Raw genomic sequence first — 25,207 nt, 5'->3', positions numbered from 1 at the left:
ATCAATTTCATGACAGTTTTAAATTCAGCATTAAAAAAAAATTATTGGTTTCTTTTTATCATCGCTATTCTTTTTAATCTTTCATGTAACAATAGCAATTCTACTATGGATTCTTCAGATGATATACTAGACACTCCTATTGCATTTTATTATGGCGCAGACTTATCTTATGTGAATGAAATGGAAGACTGTGGCGCCATTTATAAAAACAGTAACGGGATTGAAAAAGATCCGTATTCAATTTTTAAAAATGAAGGAGCAAATCTGATACGTTTACGATTATGGCATAATCCTACGTGGACCAACTATTCTAATCTACAAGATGTAAAACGGTCCATTATGCACGCTAAAAGCCACAACATGAAGGTACTTTTAGATTTTCATTATTCCGATACTTGGACAGACCCGACTCAGCAACAAATACCTGCAGCTTGGATTAATTCTATAAACGATACTGAAGCCCTAGGAAATTTACTATATAATTACACTTATAACACCTTAGTAGAATTATCTAATGAAAACCTATTACCTAATATAGTACAAGTTGGTAACGAGATTAATTCTATGATTCTTCAGGATGGTGATTTAGTTTGGCCTATAGATTGGAATCGAAATTCACATTTAATTAATAAAGGCATTGAAGCTGTAAGAACAATGGCAAATGATAACAATGAAACCATTGAAATAATGCTTCATATTGCACAACCAGAAAACGGACTTTGGTGGTTTGAGCAAGCCACTGCTAATGGTATTATAGATTTTGATTGGATTGGACTTTCATATTACCCTATTTGGTCTGATTACAGCTTAGATGATGTACAAACACCACTTACAACTCTAAAAAACACGTACAACAAAAAATTAATGATTGTAGAAACAGCATATCCTTTTACTTTAAATAATGTAGATAATGCCAATAATATTTTAGGGCCTGATGCCCTTATTAATGGTTATCCTGCTTCTCAACAAGGTCAACTAGATTATCTTAATCAATTAAAATTAGTTATTAAAAATGCTGGCGGACAGGGTTTAGTCTATTGGGAACCTGCTTGGGTTTCTACAGATTGTTCTACCTTATGGGCACAAGGATCGCATTGGGATAATGCAACATTATTTGACAACAATAACCAAGCTACTCTTGGTATGAAATTTTATAATGCTTCATTAAATGACTAAGTATAATCCGAGTTCACTTCTCATTTATATTTAAATCAGCTATTGGCATTTATTTCTAACACCAAAACAAGAGAAGTTTTCATATGTAAAAAAACTAGACATTTAATAACAATCCAAATCTGAAATTTTTAAACTTTGACAATTCTAAATAAGAAACGGTAATCATTTTTAACAATTAGGAAATGTATGGACCTTTTGAAGGGGAAATAGATAAACAATCTACAATCACACTACAAAATGTACAAAATAGAACACATAAAAGACAGCCAGTCAAACCATATTAAGTTAACAAATAGTAACACCTCCTCTTACGCCAAAATAGCCTTAAATGATGGAGCAAGTTTACAAGAATTATGTATAAATAATACTGTAATAATAGAAGACCTATCTCCTTTACAATATAACGACATGTATGCGTCGTCTATACTATTCCCTTTTGCAAATAGAATTAAAGATGGGTTTTACACTTATAATAATCAAGACTATCAATTAGAAATTAATCAGGAAGAAGAAAATAATGCGATACATGGATTGGTTTACAATAAAACATTTAAAATTTTAAACAAAAACGCATCAGAAAATGAAGCTTCAATACAACTTGAGTATGAAGAATTAAACAAACCTAAAGGGTTCCCCTTTACGTATACCATTCGGTTAAATTACATTCTAAATAAAGATGGATTAAAACTGAATGTTTTATTAGAGAATACGGACTCAAAAGCATTTCCTTTCACTTTGGGTTGGCATCCTTATTTTATAAGTAAAAATTTATATGAAAGTAGTTTAGAGTTTGATAGTAATAAAAAATTGATTTTAGATAACAAATTAATTACAACAAGAGTCAAAGACTTTAAAAACGAAGAACCATTTAAAGTTAAAAACAAAACCTTAGACGACTGTTTTATTTTAAATACTAATACGGTAAAATTCACAACGCCAAGTTACGATATGGAAATACATACATCGTCAAGCGAAACTTTTTTACAATTATTCACACCTTCAAGAGCTAATACAATAGCTATTGAACCCATGACAGGAGTATCAGATAGTTTTAATAATAAGATAGGTTTACAAATTTTAGAACCTGAAAAAACCTATAGTCTAGATTGGGAAATTAAATGCCATACTAAATAATAGCAATACGTTGAGTTTCAACAAAAATTGAAGTTCGTTAAAATAAAAAAGACCCTAATGAAACATTAGAGTCTTTTCTTCTTTGTACAGGCGGAGAGACTCGAACTCTCACACCTCGCGGCACTAGATCCTAAGTCTAGCGTGTCTACCAATTCCACCACGCCTGCAACTATCCAATAAATATTGGGTTGCAAATATAAACAATAGTTTGAATATACAAATAGTAAATTTTCAAGAATTACAAATCAATAAATAATATTTCTCATATTCTTAGAATAACCGCATTTCTAGTGGTTTTAAGTCTTAATTTATTTTAAATCTTTTTCTAAATAAAAACTTAAAATTCCTATCTCATTAATTTATTACTCTTATAATTCTTACTTTTGATACAAACCAAAATACATATGCAAAGTATTAATTCTTATATAACAGAACATAAACAACGATTTTTAGACGAACTTATTGAACTCTTAAAAATCCCATCTATCAGTGCTGACTCAGCTTACAAATCTGATGTCCTAAAAACTGCTGATACTATTAAGACTAGTCTTGAAAAAGCAGGATGCGACCATGTTGAAATATGCGAAACCGAAGGATATCCAATTGTATATGGTGAAAAAATAATAGATAAAAATTTACCAACTATTTTAGTTTATGGTCATTATGATGTACAGCCACCAGATCCTTTAGATTTATGGAACTCACCTCCTTTTGAACCCGTGATTCAAAAAACAGAACTACATCCTGAAGGAGCTATTTTCGCAAGAGGTGCTTGTGATGATAAAGGCCAGATGTATATGCATGTGAAAGCCATGGAATATATGACATCTAATAATGAATTACCTTGTAATGTGAAATTTATGATAGAAGGTGAAGAAGAAGTTGGTAGTGTTAACTTGGCAAAATTTGTGGCATCTAACAGAGAAAAACTCGCTAATGATGTTATTCTTATCTCAGATACAGGGATGATTGCAAAAGATGTTCCTTCAATTACTACAGGCTTAAGAGGTTTAAGTTATGTTGAAGTTGAAGTTACAGGACCAAATAGAGATTTACATTCTGGTCTTTATGGAGGAGCAGTAGCAAATCCAATTAACGTACTAACAAAAATGATTGCATCGCTTCACGATGAGAACAACCATATTACAATTCCTGGTTTTTATGATAAGGTTGAAAATCTTTCAGATACAGAACGTGCAGAAATGGCAAAAGCTCCATTCTCATTAGATGCGTATAAAAAATCATTAGATATAGATGCCGTTTATGGGGAAGCTGGCTATTCTACCAACGAGCGTAATTCAATTAGACCTACATTAGATGTCAACGGTATTTGGGGTGGCTATACTGGTGAAGGTGCTAAAACAGTTATTGCAAGTAAAGCCTATGCAAAAATTTCTATGCGCTTAGTACCAAATCAAGGTTGGGAAGACATAACACAATTATTTAAATCGCACTTTGAAAGCATTGCGCCTAATGGTGTCAAAGTAAAAGTTACACCTCATCATGGTGGACAAGGGTATGTTACTCCAATTGATAGTGTGGGTTATAAAGCGGCTTCTAAAGCTTATGAACAAACTTTTGAAAAATCACCAATTCCTCAAAGAAGTGGTGGTAGTATTCCTATTGTATCTCTTTTTGAACAAGAGCTAAAAAGTAAAACTATTTTAATGGGCTTTGGCTTAGATAGCGATGCTATTCATTCACCTAATGAACATTTTGGGGTGTGGAACTACCTTAAAGGTATTGAAACTATTCCTTGGTTTTATAAATATTTTACAGAATTAAAAAGCTAATTAATCTTTTACAATTTTAAAGGTAGAAGCCTTTGTTTTAGAAACAACATTAATAAAATAAACACCAGAAGGTTTATTTTTAAAGTCAATTTCAAAGCTTCCTTGTCTAAAGGTATTTTTGTAAATCATTTTACCCGAAACATCATTCACTGTAATGATGAGTTCTTTTTGTTTTAGATTGTCAATATTTAAAACTGAAGTTACAGGATTTGGATAAAATGAGAGGTCTTCTTCTGTAAATTCTTCAGTAGATAAGGCATTATAAGTAATGCAATTGCTTATTTCTGTACAAAGTCCAGTAGAAATTTCTACCGCATAATTACCATTGGCTGTTGGAGAAAATAATTGATTAGTTGCACCTAAAATCTCAGTTTCAGTATCGCAATTATACCATTGATATGTCGCAGAAGTCTCGTTTGCAATTAAATTGGTGCCTACTTTTGTAACTGTATTATTTAATGCTAGCAATCCAGATTTTGTTGCCATATAAGCTGTGACTAGTTTGGTCAATTCTGTCATATACTGAAAGTCGATATCCTCTGCTCTATCATTAGAAGAATGATAATTAGGGGTTACATCATCCGTTTCCCATGACTCACCTACTAAAACAGCAGGATAGCCTTGATTCCAAAATCTAGAATGGTCACTTGCAGTTGTTCCTGGATTAACAACTATAGCATTTAAGTCTAGTGTATACGTATTTAAAATGGTTAATAAATCATCTTTTATCTCAAGAGAATTTGAAATATTACGCACATCAATATCAAAATCATTATCACCTGTGGTTCCTGGTGCATCACCATCATAACCAATCATATCCATATTTATCACACCCAAAATATTATCTCTAGTGTTTCCGTTAGTTTCATCTGCTGCCTGCGTTGCGTAATAATTAGCACCTCGCAAACCTATTTCTTCTTCATCCCAAAGGGCATAAACAATAGTATTATCTGTACATTGCTGTGATAATATTCTTGCAGTTTCTATAACAGCTGCAACACCTGTAGCATTATCATCTGCACAATATGCCGCAACAGAATCATAATGCGCACATACGATATAAATATTTTCTGGATTGGTTTTACCTAGCTGTGTTGCAATAATATTTTTTCCTGTTGTATTAAAATTTTGAAGCTCAACCGTAAGATTTGGAAAAGCTGCAAGTCGTTCTTCAATATAATTTGCAGCCAAATCATTAGAACTTTGTACACGACTTATAATTGTTTGTGAGGTTCCGTTAATTACTGCAGGTTGTTCGCCAGTAAGCTCATTAACCGTTAATTGTAAATTAGCGTTACTCACTTCATTTATAATGTTTTGAATAGATTGTGAAAATGAAACATTAAAAAAAAGAAATGCTACTAAAAAGGGGAAAATAACTCTAAAATTCATTGAAACTTGGGTTTTCATACTTAGCAAATATAGCCAATTAGAACCCTCAAGAATTGAAAATTTTGATAATTCATTTTTTAATTCTACATTTGTAGAGTTAATTCTAAAAATGTAGAGCATGCAACTTTCAAAAACCGAAGAACAACTAATGCAATATTTATGGAAGCTGGAAAAAGCGTTTATGAAAGATTTATTAGATAGCTATCCTGAACCAAAACCAGCAACAACAACTGTTGCAACACTACTTAAACGCATGATTGGCAAAGGCTTTGTAAATTATAAAACCTATGGTAAATCTAGAGAGTATTATCCACTAGTTAAAAAAGAAGATTATTTTTCTAAACATGTTAATGGGCTTATTAAAACCTTTTTTAATGATAGCGCTTCTCAATTTGCCTCTTTTTTTACGCGTAAAACGGATCTAACAAAAGAAGAGCTTGAAGCTTTAAAGGCTATCATAGATAAAGAAATTAAAAATAAATAATCATGGAAATCTTTGTGCTAAAATTTTCGGCTTGTTTGTTAGTATTCTGGCTAGTATATGTTCTTATTTTAGAGCAGCAAAACATGCATCATTTTAAACGTTTTTATCTTTTAGGAACAGTCGCTCTAGCCTTAATTATTCCAACATTAACAGTAACAGAATACATTGCTCCTGTAATTAGCAATTTAGAAACTGCACCACTATTTATCCCAATAGAACCGTCATTTGTTGAAATGCCTATTGAAGACAGGTCCTTTTTTAATCTAGAAACTACACTTTGGTTTATTTATGGTATTGGTGTTTTGCTATTTTCAATTCGATTTGTGATTAATATCGTAAAAATGCAGCAAAGAATTTCTTCCAATGAGAATATAGTCAAACGTTCTTTTGTTTATGTTCTATTAAAAGAACATCTCATTCCGCATTCATTCTTTAAATATATCTTTTATAATAAAAATCGATACGAATCTCATAACATCCCAAAAGAAGTAATGCTTCATGAAGAAACGCATGCCAGGCAACTGCATAGTTTAGATATTATTATTTTAGAATTACTTCAAATTGCATTTTGGTTTCATCCCTTAATTTACATTTTGAAACATCATGTAAAACTCAATCACGAATTTTTAGCAGATCAAGCCGTTTTAAAACATGGTTCTGATGCTAAAACCTATCAGAACATCTTATTACAATTTTCATCAAACACTCAAAATCATCACCTATCGAGTGCCATCAATTATTCATCAATCAAAAAACGATTTACAGTTATGAAAACACAAACATCAAAAACCAGAATTTGGCTAAGTACCTTATTTGTATTGCCAATTATTGCGATTCTTTTTTACAGTTTTGCTGAAAAAGAATATGTTGAAAAAGAAACAACAGATATTGCTGATGCTATTAAAGAGGAATTAAAAGAAGTAGATGTTTATAAGCATCAGTATGTTGGAGACAATATTGTTGAAATTTATTTGGAAAAATTCAACCAATATGAAATTTTAAGAAATGATAAACCACATTATATCCACAAATCTGAATCAGAAAAAAATCAAATGGAAGATTTGTTCTCAGATCTAGGAGGTATATACTTTAGAATGTCTAAAGAGAATAAAGCAAAAGTAAAGCGACCTATTTCACCTATTAAACCTTATGTTCAGATTACACTTAAAGATAAAACATATTACAAAAAGTATAAGGAGTTAACAGCTGAAGAAAAAGCCACTTTACCACCACCTCCACCTCCTGCTAAAAACTCTCAATCTTACATTTCAATCCAAGAGAAACCTATAATGGTAATTCTAATAAATAGGGAAGGAGATTTATTAATAAATGACGAACAAGAATCAATTTCAGATATTGAATCTAAACTAAAAACATTATCGAAATCTTTTGATAAGTCTAGAGCTGTTTATATTAAATATGATGGTACAGAAAACTCATATAAAATCATTAAAGACGTTAAATCTTTAATTAAAAAGTACAACTTTAAAATGATTCAAGCAGATGCATCTCAAATAGCACCTCCACCTCCACCTCCAGCACCTGCAACGCAACAAACATCTAAAGGAGGTCCAAACATAAGAGATACCGAGCGTACATACAACCCTTCTTTTTTAGAATACATTATTGAAATGGAACAAGAAGGTGCGTCTTTCTATTTAGATGATGAAAAAATTTCTGCTAAAGAAGCAAAATCTATTGCCACAAACCATCAGGACAAGCGTACAGAAATGACAACCCAAAAAGATTCTAATGGTAACTATATAGTAAAACTATCTAGTGCTGAGAATAAGAAAATCTACGCTAGAAGTATTGAGCTAAAAATTTTAAATAACGATTCTTACTTAATTGATGGTATTAAAGCAACGAAACGCACATTTGTAGATGTATTTAATCAATTACATCAAGACATTACGCCTGAAATTCGAAATAATATGATGAATATTCATGTAAAATCTACCAAAGAAATTTCTAATAAGGAAACATGGTTTATCTACAATTCACTTCAAGATTACGGATTTTATCGCATTGTTACACCAAATCAGGAAATAAACAGAGCTAAAGGCAACACGCCTTTTGCAATTGAAAGCCATTTTTCAGACCAACAAACACCATCAGCAAAACAAATCGCCGAATATAATGCTTGGGCTAAGAAAATAAATACTGCTGTCGCAAAGGCAAAGGCAAACCCTAATAAAAACACTTACCCTATCGTTAGACAAAAAGATGTTGACAAACACAAGCGTATTTATAATTCTATGACAACGGAACAGAAAAAAATTGCTGAACCTTTTCCTCAATCCCCACCTCCGCCTCCACCACCAACTATTAAAACGGGAAAGGTAAGTGACAGCCAAATTGAGGCATACAATAATTGGGTTAAAAGTTTAAAAGACCCAAATGGCAACCATCTCATGGTTAAAAAAGAACATTATGAATACTTCACAGGCATTTATAACCTAATGACAGAAGAGCAACAAAAGAAATCGGAAGGACTGCCTCCACCACCAGCTCCACCAGTTCCATCAACTAAACAAAAGCAAACTTATAAATTTAAAACCGAAAGTGGAGAAATCATCGAAGTTGTAGAAGACCCTCAGCCTCAAAAACAAGAAAGTATCTTACCAATTGTTAATGGTGAAATAATTAAAACAGGAAAAATAGCTTTGACAAGAAATGAGATTAAGGATATAATACTCAGTACTAAAAATGGAAAAGTAACCGAATTTAAGTTTAAAATTCCTGGTAAACCAACGCAGTATATAAAGAGTGATATGCTAGATATTGATGCTATAAAAAATCTTGAAAATGCAAAAAAAGATGATCTGCTTGCTCTGTTTGCGCTCAAAGATGGTTCTAACTCAAAGATAGCACCTATGGTTATTACTGTCACGGATTGAATTATTAAGGTTTAAAAACCATAACATAGAATAAGCTAAGCCTCGATTACCGAGGCTTTTCTATGCATTGATATTAAGTATATGGATTGTTTAATTCTAACCGTTAATTCTTATATTGCTATTCTTCTTAAAAAAACGACATTATCCAATCCAATAACAGCTATCGTCTGCAAGTATAGCTTGCCTATGCGTTTCAGTGAAATTGTTTAAAATATTAGGCCGTAAAAAGTCTGGTAGAATCTCTAAATCGTAGATTTCGTCTACTGATGTTTTGTATTTTAATAGCCCTTGATAGCTCTTAGTTGGTAAATGGACTATAGCAACTCCTGCATAATTAGAAAATTTTGCGACATCTAAATGTGCAAAACTAGAGGAGTTTTGACGTAACTTACTGAGACCAATAAATATATAATCTTTATAAAAAGACATCCCTCTTACAAAGCCATTTAAATTAATAACTTCTGTATACGATTTGTTTTCAATATCAACCTCTACCAATTGACCAGTTGCAGATAATAGCAAATACAGTTTTCCGTTTATAAATCTTGGTGTATGTGGCATACCTAAACCAGATAAAATAATTTCATTAGTGTCTACATCTATTAACACACCTGTTTTAGTTAAATCTTTCTGCCAACTCTTGGCTGTATTTCCGGTATTAAATGCTGTGACATACTTTGGCTTACCATCCTTCATCGCCATACCGTTTAAATGACATCTATCTTCAGGTTTTAATTCAGTAATGAAATCAGGTTTCCAATATGACTTAAAGTTGTAATCATTATCAAACGTAGAGATACAAGAAAACAAGGTATTAATCGCATATAGCTCGTTGTCTGTTCCGTACGACAAATCGTGTAAATCTAATTTCCCTGTATAATTTGTACTCATAGGAAAGTACATATTAGAATACGTATTGGGTTTCTTAGGATAGTTTTTAGCTAGTATTTCTGAGTTTTTAAGCTGAATAACTTCATTTTCACATGCAATAGCTAATTTTTCATAATTATCTGTAAAAGTAATACCCATGGGTCTATTAAAATTCCTAGCCAATTGTGTTATTCTATCTTCATTGATAGGAGATAATGTCACAATTTTACCAGCTTGAAAAGTAGAAAGGACAATACTACATTGTAACTTATATAAAAGCTCAGGAACTTGAGGTGTATGTTCTAATTGAAATGGTGAGATAGGTTGTTCTGGATTCATTCTTTGTAAATATTTAAACAAAAAAGAAGCTACCCCAAATTAGAGTAGCATCTTATTAAAAGTTAAAAATGAAAATTAATTTTTTATTAGTTTTCTTGTCGTCGTTCTGTTGTTATTATCATAAATTTTAATGTGATAAATACCTGAAGCCAAATTAGAAATATCAACTTCATTAGTGTTTGCCAGTTGAATTTCTATTTGTTTACCAGAAATATCAAATAGCTCTACGCTACTGATTTCAAGGCTTGTTTCAATAGTAAAAACATCTTTTACAGGATTAGGAAATATATGTAATAATGCTTGACTATCAAAGTCTGAAACACTTAAATTAGAACTCACTCCTTTATAGAAAGTTACATCACCTAAAGCTTCTCCTATAACCAAATCTACGACACCATCTTTATCCAAATCTACAACCGCTACTGTGGCAAGACCTGTTTCAATATCAACTCCAGCTGCCTGTAATTTAACACCTGCATTAAAAACCATAGCATTACCTGCGCCTGCTGTATTCTCAAAGAAAGTTACAAACCCAGCATTTTCACCAACAATTAAATCTAGATCTCCATCTTCATCTAAATCTCCAAAATCTGGTGATGGATAAGCTTGAACAGGACCATTGGGTTCAAAAGCAATATCTACTCCATTAGCTTGAACGTTTACTCCTGCTGCAAAAACCATTGCATTACCTGAACCTGCTGTATTTTCGAAAAACGAAAGCGTACCTGTATGTACACCAACAATTAAATCTAAATCACCATCGCCATCAAAATCTGCAATTGCAGGTTTTGCTTCGTTACCAGCACTAATAGCTAATCCGTCTGCTGATAATGCTGAATCAAATGTAAAAGCATTATTTCCGTCATTAAGAAACACATCTATACCTCCACCATAAACACCCACTAAAAGGTCTAAATCACCATCAGCATCAAAATCAGCAAATACAGGAGAACTATAATCGTACCAACTTGAACTTGTAGCATTTATTAAACCTGTTGGCGCACCAAACTCCATCGTATTAACATCAAACTCTCCATAGTTTTCTACAATAATTGCAGCATCACCAAACTGACCTAAATACAGTTCATAATCTGTATCGTTATCTAAATCTGCAAAAGTAGGATTTGCCGCAGCAGCATTGATATCAGCTCCGTTTGATTGCAATACAACACCTGCTTCAAACGTGTTTAGTGTTTGCGCTGAAAGTGAATTTGACATGGATAAAAAACCTAACATCGCAAAACTTGGGTACACCCATCGTCTCCATTCTGAGAATGTAAAATGCGACTTCAATACTTTATAAAGTCTGTTTAATTTATGTAATAAATTGGTTTGCGTTTTAGAAGCTAAATCCCCCCAAGACCCTTCTTGTTTCAAAGTCTCAATTTGCTTAAGCAAAGCTCGGAATTGACGCTTTTTTCTAATGAATAATTGTTTTTTCATCTCTCGTATTTTATGATTGGTTATAAATCTGTATTTCGCTAAATTCTATTAATAAATCATCATTATCAAATACAATACGATGACAAATTTTCATCCAAATTAGCCATTTATTGTAACAAATGGAAACTTTTAGCGTTCTAATAGGTAATCAATCAAAAATCAATCACTTATGTTAAAGCAATTCTTTATCCTTTGCTCTGGCGCTGACACCGATATTTTAAACAAGTGTTCTATTGGCGAACAGAACAAATATGCTGGTATTGGAGCTACCGTTTTCTTTACAGCCGTTATGGCAACTATAGCTGCCAGCTATGCGCTCTTTACCGTTTTTGACAATCTCTATACTTCAATATTTTTTGGATTAATTTGGGGGTTACTCATTTTGAATCTCGACCGTTATATTGTTTCAACTATTAAAAAACGCGACAATATTTTAGACGAAATTCTTCAAGCTACACCTCGAATTTTATTAGCACTTATTATTGCCATAGTCATTTCAAAACCTTTAGAATTAAAGATTTTTGAAAAAGAAATTAATCAAGTGCTTTTAGAGCAAAAAAATGATTTAACTCTAGCCAATCAAAACCAAATCGCTAAACAGTTTAATCCTAAAATTGCAGAACTTGAAAATGAGATTTTAGGCTTAAACGCTCAAATAAACTTAAAAGAAGCAGAAGTCAATGGGTTATACAATACTTACATTTCGGAAGCCGAAGGCACCGCTGGCTCTAAACGTTTAGGAAAAGGGCCTGTTTATAAAGAAAAACGAGATAAACATGATGCTAGTTTGGCCGAATTACAACAGTTAAAATCCGATAATAAAACAAAAATAGAAGCGATTGAAACACAAATAGCAATGCTTCAAAAAGATTACACCACTAATATTACAAAGACACAGCCTGTTATTGATAATTTTGATGGTCTTATGGCACGTATTACCGCTTTGGGTGAATTACCTTGGCTACCGTCCTTTTTTATTTTTCTTTTGTTTTTAGCTATTGAGACCTCACCAATCATTGCAAAATTATTGACACCAAAAGGAGAATTTGATTATAGATTACAAGACCAAGAAACAACAATTAAAACGTGGACCATGCAAAAGGTTGCTGAACGTAAACTCCTTTTAAAAACCGATAATGAAATTAACAATAAAGTCTACACTGAAATTGCTGATGAAGAAGCGGTGATGAACTATAAGCGAAAGCAGGCAAGAATTCTCATGCAAAATCAAGCAGATGCGTTTTTAAAACAACAAAAGGGTATTTTATAAAACGCCTTTAAACTTGTTAAGGTTTAATCAATCTTTTTTAGCCTGTAAACTATAATGTTACACCCCTAAAGTCCCCTCAAGGGGACAATTGTAACCTAGACTATTTTTGCTTTCATCGTAAACCGTCTATCCATTGATTTTTTAAATTGTAATTTTCTAATAATTTATATTGAGTGGATTGTCCCCTAGAGGATTAGTGAGAAACAAAATATTTTTTGTTTTGAAACTACCGAGCGAAGCTCTTAGGGGTGTTTAGTTATTCCCTGAACAAACCGCGAAAATTAATTTAAATAGTGTTCTCTAAATTGTTCTTATTTTTAGATGATAAATAACAACCAATTCTTATGAAATATTTTGCCGCCATTGCCATAGCCTTATCATGTTTTAGCTGTATTAGTATAAAGGCTGATGTTATCACAGAAACAACGCACAAAAGTAAATCTAACGAACTTGCTGAGGCAGGCATACGTTTAGTAATGCACGACCAAGAAATCGCGTGGAATAATCACGATATGGAAGGTTTTATGCAAGGCTATTGGAAAAGTGATTCACTAAAATTCTACGGAAGTAATGGACTCACCAAAGGATGGGAGCAAACATTAGCTAATTATAAAAAAGCTTATCCTACAAAATCAGAAAGTGGTACGCTAAAATTTGTTATTAATGATATTTCAAAAATTGAAGGAGATAATTATTGGGTAATGGGTGAGTATCACCTAAAACGTAAAATTGGTGATGCGAATGGAGTATTCATTATTATCTTCAAAAAGATAAATGGGAAATGGAAAATTGTAGCTGATATGTCTTGCTAAAAACACAAGTGAACATTAAAAAATAAAGTGTGTCCGAAACATTTATCTATCACCATAAATGAATTGGAAACACTTTATTAAATGTATAATAGAAATAGACTTAAGCTGCTACAATAGCACTAGCCATTGTATCATTTTCTTCTGATCGTTGTGGTTGATCTTCAGATTTAAAATGCTGATATAATTCTTTACATCCTAATCCTATAATAGATAATCGTTTAGATTTAGTAATAGATTCATTATGCAGTTTAGCTAATGCCATAACTCCAGCTCTATCTATACCTTTTACACGCTCTATATCTAGTAACACGTCGTCTAACTTATCAAAAATGTTAGCAAAATGCTCATTAAAAGTTTTTAAACTTAACTTATTTAAAGTTCCTTTTATTTGATAGCGGTTATTGTAGTTTGTAATTTCTAAATCCATAATAAATAATGTTAAATTGTTAATACTAATTTGAGCTATTAATCAGTAAAACTTGTGCTATTATTTAGAGGGATGACCACAATATCTAACATATCCTTAGGTCACTAGCCATATAATCGATAAATGGTAATTTGACTAGATTATTCGAATAGGTCTGTCTATTTTTTCGACCAACTACACGTTTTTTAACAACAAAAATGTAGGAAAAATAAAGGATAAATCAGTTATAATCAAGCATATCAAAATGCGTATTTAGATTTCCTAGTTTAGAAACCACACTTATGAAACCGTATATTTTTATATAAGTACACCGCAAAATTTCTATTTTTACAAGATATAACGTTATAAAAAATAAAAACTAACACATGAAATACAAGTACAAAGTAATATTAATGGTACTACTGGCCGGAATTACAATTTATGGTTTAGTAACTGGGCAGTACTTATTTATGGTGTGTTTAATTCCGTTAAGCTTTGACTTTTTTAACAAAAAAGATTCGGATTAAGTTTTCTTAACGTATTCTGTAATAATAACAATTTGCTGTCCATCTACTCTACCTTCAATATAGGTTTCATTTTCGTGATCTAATCTTATATTTCTAACGGCTGTACCTTGTTTAGCTACCATGCTAGAACCCTTAACCTTTAAGTCTTTTATTAAAACTACAGAGTCTCCATGTTCTAAGATAACACCATTAACATCTCTATGAATTAATTTATTCTCTTCATCTTCACCATCTCCAGAGGCTTTTGCTAATTCTAAGATGTCTTCTTCCATATACATCATACCTAACAAATCTTGTGTCCAGTCTGCTTTTATTCTGTTTAGCATTCTCCAAGCCATAATTTTTACGGCATCGTGCTCACTCCACATACTATCGTTAAGACATCTCCAATGATTGGCGTCAATAGCATCTGAATCGTTCATTTGCTCTGTACACACATTGCATGCATATAGAACTGTTTTTAATCCGTTTTCTTTAATATCCGAAACTGTATATTCCGATAATTTTTCTTCGTTGCCGCAAAGCTCACATTTGGAGCCACTGCGCTTTTGTAGTTCTCTTTCTAATGACATAATAAAGTATAATTATTATGCAAATGTAAAATTAATTAAGACTTTTTCTCCTTTTTTCAGAAAGCCTTTTACAACTATAGCACAAACTCGTTTATATAAAGACTTCGAGGAGTTTTGACCCTTCTGAATTAAAGGTTACAGCATCAGTATTTGCTGGTATTAAAATGGTTTCACCCATAGCTACAATTTCGGTTTTATTACCTATAGTTACTTCAGTAGTGCCTTCAACACACATAAATATAACAAACGAATCTAAATTTCTATAATCTCTCTTTTGATTTGATTTCACTTCAAAAATATTTGTTGTAAAAAAATCACAATCCACTAAATTACTTGTTTTATCTGCTTCTAATTGGTAATTACGTTTTCCGTTAGAAGGAAACGATTTGGTCGCTTTTATGGCAGCTGCTGTATGTAAATCTCTTTGACGACCATTAGTATCTGTTCTATCCCAATCATAAACACGATAAGTTATATCGCTGGTTTGCTGAATCTCTGCTGCTAAAACACCTGCACCAATAGCGTGTATTTTTCCGGCTGGTATAAAATAGCTATCGCCTTGTTTTACTTTTTCTGTGTTAAAAATCGCATTAACATTAGAAGCGTTAATATCACCTAATACATTTTTATCTAAGTCATTTTCTTTTAATCCTAAAACAATCTCAGCATTATCATCGCTATCCATTATGTACCACATTTCGGTTTTACCAAAAGCGTTATGATTTGCTTTTGCCATTTCATCATCTGGATGTACTTGCACTGATAAGCTTGTTTTAGCATCTAGAAACTTAATTAATAGCGGGAAGTTTTCACCAAAAGCAGCAATATTATCCTTTCCCAGGAACTCACATTTGTAAGATTTAATAAGGTCATTTAAGGATTTGCCTTTATAAAGCCCGTTAGAAACCATTGAAATATTATCTTCTACTCCAGAAATTTCCCAGCTTTCACCAAGATTTTTAGAATCTGATGTTTTATTTAAAATGTTAGAAAGCTTTTCGCCTCCCCAGATTTTTTCTTTTAATATTGGACTAAATTTTATTGGATATGCTTGCATGAGTTTTTTATTTTAGAAGATTGTTTTCATATTGAAGGTTAATAAAGTGGTTGTTTTCTGTGAGCTTTTTTAAATAATCCAGTAATGAAAATAAGCTTTGAAACAAGGTTTGTTTCTTTTTTAGAGTCTTGATTTTATAATTTAAAATCGCATCTTGATTTTCAGTTATAACTTCAATTAAACCATTTAACCCATGGTATTTAATGTTTAACATATTAATAGAAACATAACCTAAATGCTTTAAATCAAATTCACTAAACATAAATCTTGCGCCTGCTTTTACTGCAGCTATATCTGACTTAAACTTTCTAACATTAACTATAGAAACATTATTACACTCGTCTTTTATATCCTTTAACAAATCATAGGTATTATCCTTACTATCATTGTTAACTAAACACAATTCTAAATTTGAAGTCTGCTTAATTTGTTCAATAAAATATGCCGTGTCCATTTCTTTTTCATTATTATGAAAGATTATAATGATACCTGTTTTCATGATTAAGGCATTTAATAAAGATTATAAAGAGGCTACCTTTAAGTTGTTTGATGCTGTTGCTTTTATGTTTTCCTTTTTAGAGCGATACACCCAAGCTATTTGCGCTAATTGCCCAACAATTTTTACAGAATCTTTCATCGATAATTTAGAACCATCTGCATGAATCCAACGTTTTAAAGGTTGTTCACAAAGCATTGCTTTTGCTTTTTTAAGTCCGAAATGAATAGTCATTCTTTTAAAGATTTCCACATCAAAAATCCATTGTGTTACAAACTTTTCAGCGAACGCAATACCAATAACATCTTTACTAAAAATTTTAGCACCACATTGTGTGTCTTTAAAATCCATTCTTAAGATTTTTCTAATAATAAAGTTGATGGTTAAACTGATTATTTTTCTGGCCGACTCTTTAGTGATATCTGCTCCCATTCTAGAAATACGAGAACCACTCACAATTTTAAAATCTGAATTTTCAATCGTCTTGACTAAATCATCAAAATCGGTTAAGTCCGTAGATAAATCTGCATCTAAGAATCCTATATAATCTAAATCCTCTTTTTTAGCCATATGAAGCATTCCTAAACGTACAGCTTCTGCTTTGCCTCCATTCTTTTCACAATCGTAAACCGTTATAAAATCTTCTCTTCCTTTTTGTAATTCATGGAGCACTTCTAAGGTTTTATCTTTACTACCATCATTGACAAAACACAAATGATATCCTGAGTTTTCATCAACGAAATTCAAAAACTCATTACTTAATAATCGCTCTTCTTCGTCATAACAAGGAATAACAACTCCAACACAACGTTGTTGAATCATCACATTGCTATTAGAATGAATCGCATTATCTATTTGTGGTACACCTATTAATCGTTTTACTCTAGCACAGATTTCATTGAGACTTAACGGCTTTTTCATATAATCGTTAATCCCTAATTCGAAAGCTTCAGTAATAGTATCATCTTTAGTATTTCCAGATAAAATCATAATTGGTGTATCAGAGTGCTTTGCAATTCTGATGTATTTTACAACATCTAAACCCGAAACACCTGGCATATTGACATCTACAATAACTAAATCTGGGTGAAACGTATCGTATAATTCTAATCCTTTTGATGCATCCGTTTCAATCTTTACTTCGTATCCTAATTCTAATAATCGTTTCTCAAGCGGAAGCAATACTAACTGTTGATCATCTATGGCTAAAACTTTCATAATAATTGTTTTTATTTGTTATTTACAGCACAAAAGTACCTGAGATGACGTCTTTATTTTTTTAATTTAGCTTAACCCATAGGTAAGTGTAGACGAATGGCAGATTGCTATAGATAATTAAAAAACGAAGCCCTATTTAAATTATATATCTTTACAGTATTGATAGCCTTGTCAAGGTTTTACATGAAAAACACTTCAAACAAATATTTAATTGCAGCTTTACTTATAGGTATTGCATTTCATGGTACGTCTATATTTTTCACCTTAGAAACCACTTATGATGCCTTAATACATTTGTTTTTTGCAGATCATTATGCAACGAGCTGGTTTGAACCTTGGAATTATAAATGGTACACCGGTTTTACCGTAATGAGCTATCCTCCTTTGGTACATCAATCTATTGCTGTGTTATCGTTAATTGGTGGTTTAAAGTTTGGCATGTTTACCGTAGCCTTACTCGCCATTGTCTTATTTATAACTGGTGTTTATCGCTTTTCATTATTAATCACCTCTAATAGAACAGCTGCTGGTTATGCCGCACTACTTGCCGTGTTTTCTTCGTCTTTTGTTGAAACACTTCATGTCTTTGGTCAACTACCTAGTATCATTGGCATATCCGTATTAATGCATGCTTTGCCTGAAATCTATTTATGGTTAAAAACAGGCAAATGGAGTTATTTAGCCACTTCTTTATCCTTAATTGCCGTAACCGTAACATCACATCATGTAACCCCTATATTTGGGATGATATTCTTTATCTTTCCTTTAATAGGCATGGTGATTATGGATCATTCTAGAGACCAAGTCGATTCTGTAAAAGCCATAACCTTTAAAGTCTTTTTAAATAGTTTCTTTAAACTCTTTAAACGTATTATTAGTTTCGGGATGCTGTCTTTAGTTATCATTGTGGGTTGTATTTTGCCGTATTGGATTAACTCTAAAAACAACCCTATAACACAGGTGCCAATTCCGCATGGCTCGAGAGATAATTTTTTAGAAATCACTTCTTCCGGATTGGTCTTCTTTCTAATTCCTTGGGGCATTTTACTCATATTATTACCGTATATTTTTTACAGATATTATACCAAACGCTATTTGTTTTTTGGTTTATCGATGACAATTCTTGTTGTTTTAGGCACTGGTGGCACCACTCCAATTCCAAGACTATTACTTGGCGAAACGGCTTTTAATATCTTAACCTTAGATCGTTTTACACTTTGGGCTTCTATTATGTCACTGCCTTTATTTGGTGAGTTTACGTATCGGTTTGTTGAAGGAGATTTAAAAACCTTAATTCAAAATAAATTTGGTGCTATTTACCATCGGTTAATAGGTGGACTTTTAGCTGGACTCTTTTTATTCATGACGATTTTCACCATGAGTCTAAGCTACTTTAAACCCTCACAACCGCAGCGCATCGAGATGCTTCCTATTGTTAATTTTTTAAATCAAGATAATCACGATCAATGGAGGTACATGACTTTAGGCTTTGGCGATCAAATGGCTTGGCTATCGGCACAAACCAATGCCATGTCTGTAGATGGAAATTACCACTCGGCAAGACGATTACCAGAATTAACCACTCGACCAATTGAACGTTTAGAAAATTCGAAATTTAAAGGAGTTGAAGGTATTGGCTCGTTACAACAATTTTTAACCACACCAGAGAAGTATAATTTTAAATATATCTTCTCTAACGATAAATTCTACGACCCTATTTTGTATTTCTGCGGTTGGCAACGCTTACGACAACTCGAAAACGGCATTATGGTTTGGGAAAAATTAAACGTTCCACCTTTATCATCCATATTGCCCAAAGACGATGTGTCTACGTGGCAAAAAATCCTCTGGGGAATTATACCATTTCTAACGGTTTTAATCGCTTTTGTCCTAAACATACAAATGCTTTGGATTAGACTTCTAAAAACGAAGGCTAAAAAACTTCCGGCGTATCTTAAGTTTCAAAATGATTACTCAAAATTTTCTAGTGGTGTTTTAAAAATTACACATATTTGGTCCTTCATTCTTGCCTTAATTGTATGTTATGGCACTTACATATTTTACATAAAAAATGAATCGCATCATTCTCCCGAAAATGCCATACTTGCCTATTACGATGCTTTAGATTTTAAAGAGTTTGAAACCGCTCACAGTTTAATCAACCCTAAAAGTGATATACCAATTGCGCAGTATATGTTAGAAATATCGGTTACTGATGGATTATTAAGTTCGTATGCAAAGTTAGATGCTATTACCACCGAAACACTAAGCAAAACAGATAGCTTAGCCAGTTTAAAAGTCTTTACCGATTGGATTACACCGCTCGAAAAAATTAAACGTGTCGATTATAAAACCCTAGTCAAACTCGATAACAAATGGTACATTCAACCCGAGGATATCGATTTAGATTTACCACCAGACCAATTGTATTCTAGTAATTCTACAAATTATTTTAATCAAGGTAGACGACGCATCACGACAGAAGAAACACATCACGAGGACATTTTAAAGCAACCCGTTTTAGAAATCTTAAAAGCGAAGCTCGTTAAGTTTGAAAATCATTATGCCATTATTGGAGAAATTCAGAATATAGACAATGTCCCAGCAGATGTGGTTTTAAAAGGGACTTTGTATAATGATGACAACAAATTTTTAGCCACTTACAATGCCAAATATCACGTTAACCATAAGCTGATGCCAAAAGAAGTCAGTTCGTTTCGAATTAATTTTGAAGGCATCGCCTGGTCTAAGACTCAAGATTCTATTCCGAAGACCTTTAATCCCGATGAGTTTACACCCATTGAATTAGAAGAACAACCCACAAAATTTAATCTTCAGGTTGCTGGGAATATTTCGGGATCCGACTTATTTAAAAATACCACTATTACAATTTCTGAAAGTAACGACACACATGTTTCAGGAACCTTATTTAATACTGGTATTGAAGAAGTCACGATTCCGCAATTATTAATGTCGTATTATGATGCCGACAAAAATTTAGTTTGGGTAGATCACTTTTTTGTAAAAGAAGGCATTAGACAACAGCGGTCGCAGACTTTTGATTTCCCCTTATTGACGAATGAAACCGTTCGGGTTATTAATGAAGATATGAGTAATTGTTTTGTCAATGGCTTACCTAATACGGCTATTGCGAGTAAAATTGTACCGAATCGAATCTGGAATCATCACGATGACGAATTTCAGAAGATAGATCATCCTATTTATAAATTTATAAAACTAGAAATCAATACTTATATCGGAAACCCTAATTAATGACATTTAAGTATCTCTACATATCATTCATTTCTTTACTGTTGCTAACTTCAACAATAGTTGTTAATACCATAGAAAACGATGCGACATATACACTTCTTACAACAAAGCGTGAATTTATTGCTGGCGAATCTATTACCTTAAGATTTGCGTTTACAGGCGACCCAGAAATCTTACTCTATGGTTCTAACAGTTATGGCTCTATTTTATTAGAACCTGAGGTTAATGACCAAGAACTCACGTTTGTGTTACCTAGAGTTATATCTAATAAATCGGGTGTGTTCAACTGGCAATTACAAACAACATCGCATCCAATTTCCGGACACATAACCATTCATCCAAAATCGAAAATCGAAGCAATAGAAAGTTATTTAGGGCCACCAAGTGTTGAAGCTGGAGGCACGGATTACACCATGCTCGTCGTTATTCCAACAGATGATTTAGACAATCCATTAGCAGATAATACCAGCGTTACAATAAAGCATCAATTTCTAACCAATACGTATGCTTCAGACGTCATAACAAAAAATGGTTTTGCTTATAAAAACATTTATTCTGAAACTAAAAAAGGACGAATGCTTATCAGTTCAGCATGTCTAGACCTCAACTCTAAAGAATTTGATGTTAATGTAATGCCTGCTATTCCAACGAATTTTAAAATCGCTTCGGAACGCATTCATGATTATGCAGATGGCAACCAGATAACGACTTTTAAAACGTCGGTAATTAAAGATCGCTATGATAATATTATAAGCGATGGGACATTTGTCACCTTTTTTATTACCAATACAGCAGGTTATAAATCAAAAACATCTGGCACCACCATCAATGGTATAGCGAGTGCAAAAATGTTACATCCAGATTTTGAAGACCAATGGAGTATAAAAGCTTATGTTGAAGGTATGGCAAATAGTGATACGATCGTTTTAAATTACAAACAAGCCATTTCAGATTTTGAAGTCGCCTTTTCTGAAGATAACAGAACGCTAACGCTTGGCCCTATACAAAGTTTTATGAATCAACGTGTGCCAGATGGTTTAACGATAAAGTTGTCGATATACAAAGATGGTATGTTAGTACACCAACCCACAAAAGACACCTTTAATGGTATGGCTGAATTTTATTTAGACAAGGATCGTTACCCAAAAGGTGTGTATGACGTTGAGCTTAAAACTGCTGGCATTGTTAAATCTTACAAAACAATTAATCTATGAGTAAGATTAACAAAAACATATTAAGAGGCGCACTTTTGTTTTCCTATGTTTTAATAATAGCATTGGTGATTTACGCTTTTGGCGCGGTTTACAGTTACCTCAACACTGGTGCCGATCGTAGTAAAATGCTTCATACTGAAGTTAAACAAATCGATCAATATCTTCCTGAAATCACATGGCAACCTCTAACCAATGAAGGACGACCAGTAGATACACAAACATTAACTGCTATTGAAAATGATTACTTAGACGGTTGGTTTGTAAAACATGTAGCTTACAAAACCAATACGACTATTGGTATTGATGATTATTACACCGAAAGTGCACGACAAAACCTGTTTAACATTATCGCGATTAATAGTGAGAACAACACTACTGTTGTTGGTACGACTTTAGAGCATCATCCTACTTTAGAGTTTTTTAGTGAAGACGGCCAACTTGTGGTTCTCACGGACAATGACGTTATAGAATATAAACAAATCTTTAAAGACAACGAACTGATCACGGAAATTACCGAAAAATCAAGTTACAAAGTCACGCTGTTATTAGAAGATGGCTTTTGGCGTGTACGCCATATGGTAAAAATAAAATCGGAACCATGTACAGCTTCACAGCTGTCTCAACCTATTAATACAACTACAATAAACGGTATTAATTACTATCCACAAGCCACACCTTGGGCTATGTTTGGCGATAATTTTGATGCTGATATTATAGGGTCAGATTTTGAGTTGATACAATCAACCGGACTTAATAGTATTCGTGTATTTGTGCCTTATGAAGATTTTGGAAAATCGGATATTGACCAAAACAAATTAACCCAACTAATCACACTTTTAGATCTTGCAGAAACTGCTAATTTAAAGGTGATGGTAACGCTTTTTGATTTCTATGGTGATTATTCTGTCCTCGATTGGACACTTACGCAACGTCATGCCAAAACCATTATACAAGCTTTAAAAGACCATAAGGCATTGGCAGTTTGGGACATTAAAAATGAACCGAATTTAGATTTTGAATCACGTGGTACATCTTTAGTTACCGCTTGGCTAGCGCATATGATTGATTTTGTAAAAGCGCAAGATCCTAATCATGCCGTTACGATAGGATGGTCTAATGCTGAAAGCGCAACCCTTCTAAAAGACAAGCTAGATTTGGTGTCTTTTCACTATTACGAAGATTTAGAGGCGCTTGATGCCACTTTTGAAACTTTAAAAACTAAGATTACCGATAAACCAATCGTCATTACTGAATATGGAATGTCGTCTTATCATGGTTTATGGAATCCTTTTGGTAATTCGGAAGAAGGCCAAGCCGAATATCATAAAACGATACAATCTATGTTTTCTGAACATGATATTCAATTTATGTCGTGGACACTTTACGACTTTGGTAAAATACCAAAAGAAGTCGTAGGGAGACTTCCTTGGCGCCAAAATGCTCAAAAGCACTTTGGATTTATAGATAAAAATGGAATTAGAAAACCTTCTTTTTTATTTATTACTAATAAGAAGCCTTCTGCGCAGCAGCATTAACATTAGGGAATGTTATGCATTTTTCATCTATGATATCTTGAAAATGCTCTAAATACATATCTGCAATTTGAGACATTGGATGCGCTGTTGCAGCATCGTAATTAATTTTAGAAAGCTTAACTCTATATGCTTCATCTGTTACTATCGCTTCTATAGCAGAGGCCAAACTTTCAACACTTGTAGGTTCAAAAAACTCTCCTCTATAACCTTCGTCTTTGACTAATAAGGCTAAGTCGCCTAAATCTGGCATTACTACGGCTTTTCCGTAACTTCCGGCTTGGTGCAATACGCCTGAGCTTCCAGTTGTAGACGTATAGGGGAAAACAACCACAGCACTTTCGTTAAATAAGGTTGGGACTTCGTGCTCTTCAACATAACCCGTAAAACGGACTTGAGGCACATGTTTATAATCTTCTTCTACTTTAGCTAAATATCCTGGTACATTTGGGTTATCTGTTCCGGCAATAACCACTTCTAAATCTAAACCTGTTTTAGCTCTCACCATTTCAACAGCTTCAATCATACCTTCTACTTTTTTGTAGGTTCCAAATTTTCCGAAGGTCATAATTTGTAATGGTCCTTTTGGTAACCTATAATTTGGTTCTTCTGGTATTTCAAAGGTGCCATGTGGAATTAATTTTACATTAGGTGACAAATATTTTATCTCTAAAATATTCACATACTTTTGCATGGTTACTGCAACGATATCAGCTTTTAAAATAAGCTTGGTTAAAGTGGTTCCAATAAATCCGTAGATCTTCTGCATGATTTTATTTGAGGTAAATCCTGCACTTCCTAAATCGACTTCTTCTAGAATATTATGTAGTAACACGATGTTAGGAATCTTTTTCAACTTGCATACTAATGGTAACATTAACCCTAAGGCTGCTGCTATCTTTTTGTCACCAAATTTCATAAACTGTAGATTGAATAATACAGCGTCTGGCTTTGTGGTATTGATGGCTTTTGTTACTGAAAACAAATTTTTGTAGCTATTAAACGACCAGCATTCTTTTATAGTAATCTTACAACCTTCTTCCGTAAATTCTATATCCTTTGCTCCTTCAGTTCTGTCGGTTAATAAGATTAATTCTGTAACAGCTTCCTTTTGTCTAAACTGCTTTACTAAATGATAAGCATACTCGTTTAAAGTGACTTTACTTGGTGGATATGCGGTTACAATTGCTAGTTTCATAATAATGGTATTTTTAAATGTTTTAATTAATTACAATGCAAATTTGGGATTTTATTCGGCAGATTTTTGAGAGTTTCGATAGGGCGACTTTTAGTGTAGAC

The 25,207-nt window shown here is 32.8% G+C and carries 20 protein-coding genes and 1 tRNA gene; 11 read left to right on the top strand and 10 right to left on the bottom strand.

Annotation, left to right across the window (positions count from 1 at the left end):
- Positions 1-9: 9 nt before the first annotated feature.
- Positions 10-1,176, top strand: a complete 1,167-nt coding sequence (locus KO504_RS11680) for a glycoside hydrolase family 53 protein (RefSeq protein WP_215927053.1) — start codon at positions 10-12, stop codon at positions 1,174-1,176.
- Positions 1,177-1,413: 237 nt separating this feature from the next.
- Positions 1,414-2,310 carry an aldose 1-epimerase gene (locus KO504_RS11675; protein WP_215927052.1) on the top strand — a complete coding sequence of 299 codons (897 nt, stop codon included), beginning with the start codon at positions 1,414-1,416 and terminating at the stop codon, positions 2,308-2,310.
- 85 nt (positions 2,311-2,395) lie between these two features.
- On the opposite strand, the gene KO504_RS11670 is transcribed toward KO504_RS11675, so the two are convergent.
- Positions 2,396-2,477: transfer RNA gene (locus KO504_RS11670), tRNA-Leu, on the bottom strand.
- Positions 2,478-2,714: 237 nt separating this feature from the next.
- Here KO504_RS11670 and KO504_RS11665 point away from each other — a divergent pair.
- Positions 2,715-4,103 (top strand): dipeptidase, encoded by a 1,389-nt coding sequence (locus tag KO504_RS11665; RefSeq protein ID WP_215927050.1) that lies wholly within the window; start codon positions 2,715-2,717, stop codon positions 4,101-4,103.
- Here KO504_RS11665 and KO504_RS11660 read toward each other — a convergent pair whose 3' ends face one another.
- Positions 4,104-5,513, bottom strand: coding sequence for a M28 family peptidase (locus KO504_RS11660; RefSeq protein ID WP_215927048.1), 1,410 nt, complete (start codon positions 5,511-5,513; stop codon positions 4,104-4,106).
- 100 nt (positions 5,514-5,613) lie between these two features.
- Here KO504_RS11660 and KO504_RS11655 point away from each other — a divergent pair, with 100 nt between their 5' ends.
- Both KO504_RS11655 and KO504_RS11650 read left to right on the top strand, forming a co-directional pair.
- Positions 5,614-5,979 (top strand): BlaI/MecI/CopY family transcriptional regulator, encoded by a 366-nt coding sequence (locus KO504_RS11655; RefSeq protein ID WP_215927046.1) that lies wholly within the window; start codon positions 5,614-5,616, stop codon positions 5,977-5,979.
- A 2-nt stretch (positions 5,980-5,981) separates the two neighbouring features.
- The gene (locus KO504_RS11650; protein ID WP_215927044.1) at positions 5,982-8,879 is read left to right on the top strand and encodes a M56 family metallopeptidase; all 2,898 of its coding nucleotides are present in this window, start codon (positions 5,982-5,984) and stop codon (positions 8,877-8,879) included.
- A gap of 141 nt (positions 8,880-9,020) precedes the next feature.
- Here the strand turns inward: KO504_RS11650 and KO504_RS11645 are convergent, their stop codons facing one another.
- Both KO504_RS11645 and KO504_RS11640 read right to left on the bottom strand, forming a co-directional pair.
- Entirely contained in the window at positions 9,021-10,088 is a 1,068-nt protein-coding gene (locus tag KO504_RS11645) for a TIGR03032 family protein (protein WP_215927042.1), read from the bottom strand.
- A gap of 75 nt (positions 10,089-10,163) precedes the next feature.
- Positions 10,164-11,531 (bottom strand): T9SS type A sorting domain-containing protein, encoded by a 1,368-nt coding sequence (locus KO504_RS11640; RefSeq protein ID WP_215927040.1) that lies wholly within the window; start codon positions 11,529-11,531, stop codon positions 10,164-10,166.
- Between the two features lie 169 nt (positions 11,532-11,700).
- On the opposite strand from KO504_RS11640, the gene KO504_RS11635 reads away from it, so the two are divergent.
- Both KO504_RS11635 and KO504_RS11630 read left to right on the top strand, forming a co-directional pair.
- Positions 11,701-12,801: a DUF4407 domain-containing protein gene (locus KO504_RS11635; RefSeq protein WP_215927038.1), complete on the top strand. Its 1,101-nt coding sequence runs from the start codon at positions 11,701-11,703 to the stop codon at positions 12,799-12,801.
- Between the two features lie 344 nt (positions 12,802-13,145).
- On the top strand, positions 13,146-13,613 hold the full coding sequence (locus KO504_RS11630) for a YybH family protein (protein WP_215927036.1): 468 nt from the start codon (positions 13,146-13,148) through the stop codon (positions 13,611-13,613).
- Positions 13,614-13,713: 100 nt separating this feature from the next.
- Here the strand turns inward: KO504_RS11630 and KO504_RS11625 are convergent, their stop codons facing one another.
- A complete protein-coding gene (locus KO504_RS11625) occupies positions 13,714-14,040 on the bottom strand; it encodes a hypothetical protein (RefSeq protein WP_215927034.1) in 327 nt (108 codons plus the stop codon).
- A 365-nt stretch (positions 14,041-14,405) separates the two neighbouring features.
- Here KO504_RS11625 and KO504_RS11620 point away from each other — a divergent pair, with 365 nt between their 5' ends.
- On the top strand, positions 14,406-14,546 hold the full coding sequence (locus KO504_RS11620; protein WP_215927032.1) for a hypothetical protein: 141 nt from the start codon (positions 14,406-14,408) through the stop codon (positions 14,544-14,546).
- On the opposite strand, the gene KO504_RS11615 is transcribed toward KO504_RS11620, so the two are convergent.
- The 4 genes from KO504_RS11615 to KO504_RS11600 all read right to left on the bottom strand — a co-directional run bounded on the left by KO504_RS11615 (position 14,543) and on the right by KO504_RS11600 (position 17,889).
- The gene (locus tag KO504_RS11615) at positions 14,543-15,118 is read right to left on the bottom strand and encodes a PhnA domain-containing protein (protein WP_215927030.1); all 576 of its coding nucleotides are present in this window, start codon (positions 15,116-15,118) and stop codon (positions 14,543-14,545) included. The genes KO504_RS11620 and KO504_RS11615 overlap by 4 nt on opposite strands.
- 91 nt (positions 15,119-15,209) lie before the next feature.
- Complete coding sequence (locus tag KO504_RS11610) at positions 15,210-16,175, bottom strand: type I phosphomannose isomerase catalytic subunit (protein WP_215927028.1); 966 nt, start codon at positions 16,173-16,175, stop codon at positions 15,210-15,212.
- A 7-nt stretch (positions 16,176-16,182) separates the two neighbouring features.
- A complete protein-coding gene (locus KO504_RS11605; protein WP_215927026.1) occupies positions 16,183-16,674 on the bottom strand; it encodes a glycosyltransferase in 492 nt (163 codons plus the stop codon).
- A 21-nt stretch (positions 16,675-16,695) separates the two neighbouring features.
- Positions 16,696-17,889, bottom strand: coding sequence for a response regulator (locus KO504_RS11600; protein ID WP_215927024.1), 1,194 nt, complete (start codon positions 17,887-17,889; stop codon positions 16,696-16,698).
- 183 nt (positions 17,890-18,072) lie between these two features.
- Between KO504_RS11600 and KO504_RS11595 the strand changes: the two genes are divergently transcribed.
- From KO504_RS11595 to KO504_RS11585, 3 genes are read left to right on the top strand one after another with little or no spacing between them, the layout of a single operon-like run.
- Positions 18,073-21,162: a hypothetical protein gene (locus KO504_RS11595; protein ID WP_215927022.1), complete on the top strand. Its 3,090-nt coding sequence runs from the start codon at positions 18,073-18,075 to the stop codon at positions 21,160-21,162.
- A complete protein-coding gene (locus KO504_RS11590) occupies positions 21,162-22,376 on the top strand; it encodes a hypothetical protein (RefSeq protein WP_215927020.1) in 1,215 nt (404 codons plus the stop codon). Before KO504_RS11595 ends, KO504_RS11590 begins: the two co-directional genes overlap by 1 nt.
- Positions 22,373-23,911 (top strand): glycoside hydrolase family 2 TIM barrel-domain containing protein, encoded by a 1,539-nt coding sequence (locus KO504_RS11585; RefSeq protein ID WP_215927018.1) that lies wholly within the window; start codon positions 22,373-22,375, stop codon positions 23,909-23,911. The genes KO504_RS11590 and KO504_RS11585 overlap by 4 nt, the downstream gene beginning before the upstream one ends.
- Here KO504_RS11585 and KO504_RS11580 read toward each other — a convergent pair.
- The gene (locus tag KO504_RS11580; RefSeq protein ID WP_215927016.1) at positions 23,880-25,106 is read right to left on the bottom strand and encodes a glycosyltransferase; all 1,227 of its coding nucleotides are present in this window, start codon (positions 25,104-25,106) and stop codon (positions 23,880-23,882) included. The two genes, KO504_RS11585 and KO504_RS11580, sit on opposite strands and share 32 nt — an antisense overlap.
- Positions 25,107-25,207 lie beyond the last annotated feature (101 nt).

Source organism: Winogradskyella psychrotolerans (assembly GCF_018860565.1).
GTDB classification, from domain to species: Bacteria; Bacteroidota; Bacteroidia; order Flavobacteriales; family Flavobacteriaceae; genus Winogradskyella; species Winogradskyella damuponensis.
This window is presented reverse-complemented; position numbering and strand designations above follow the sequence as displayed.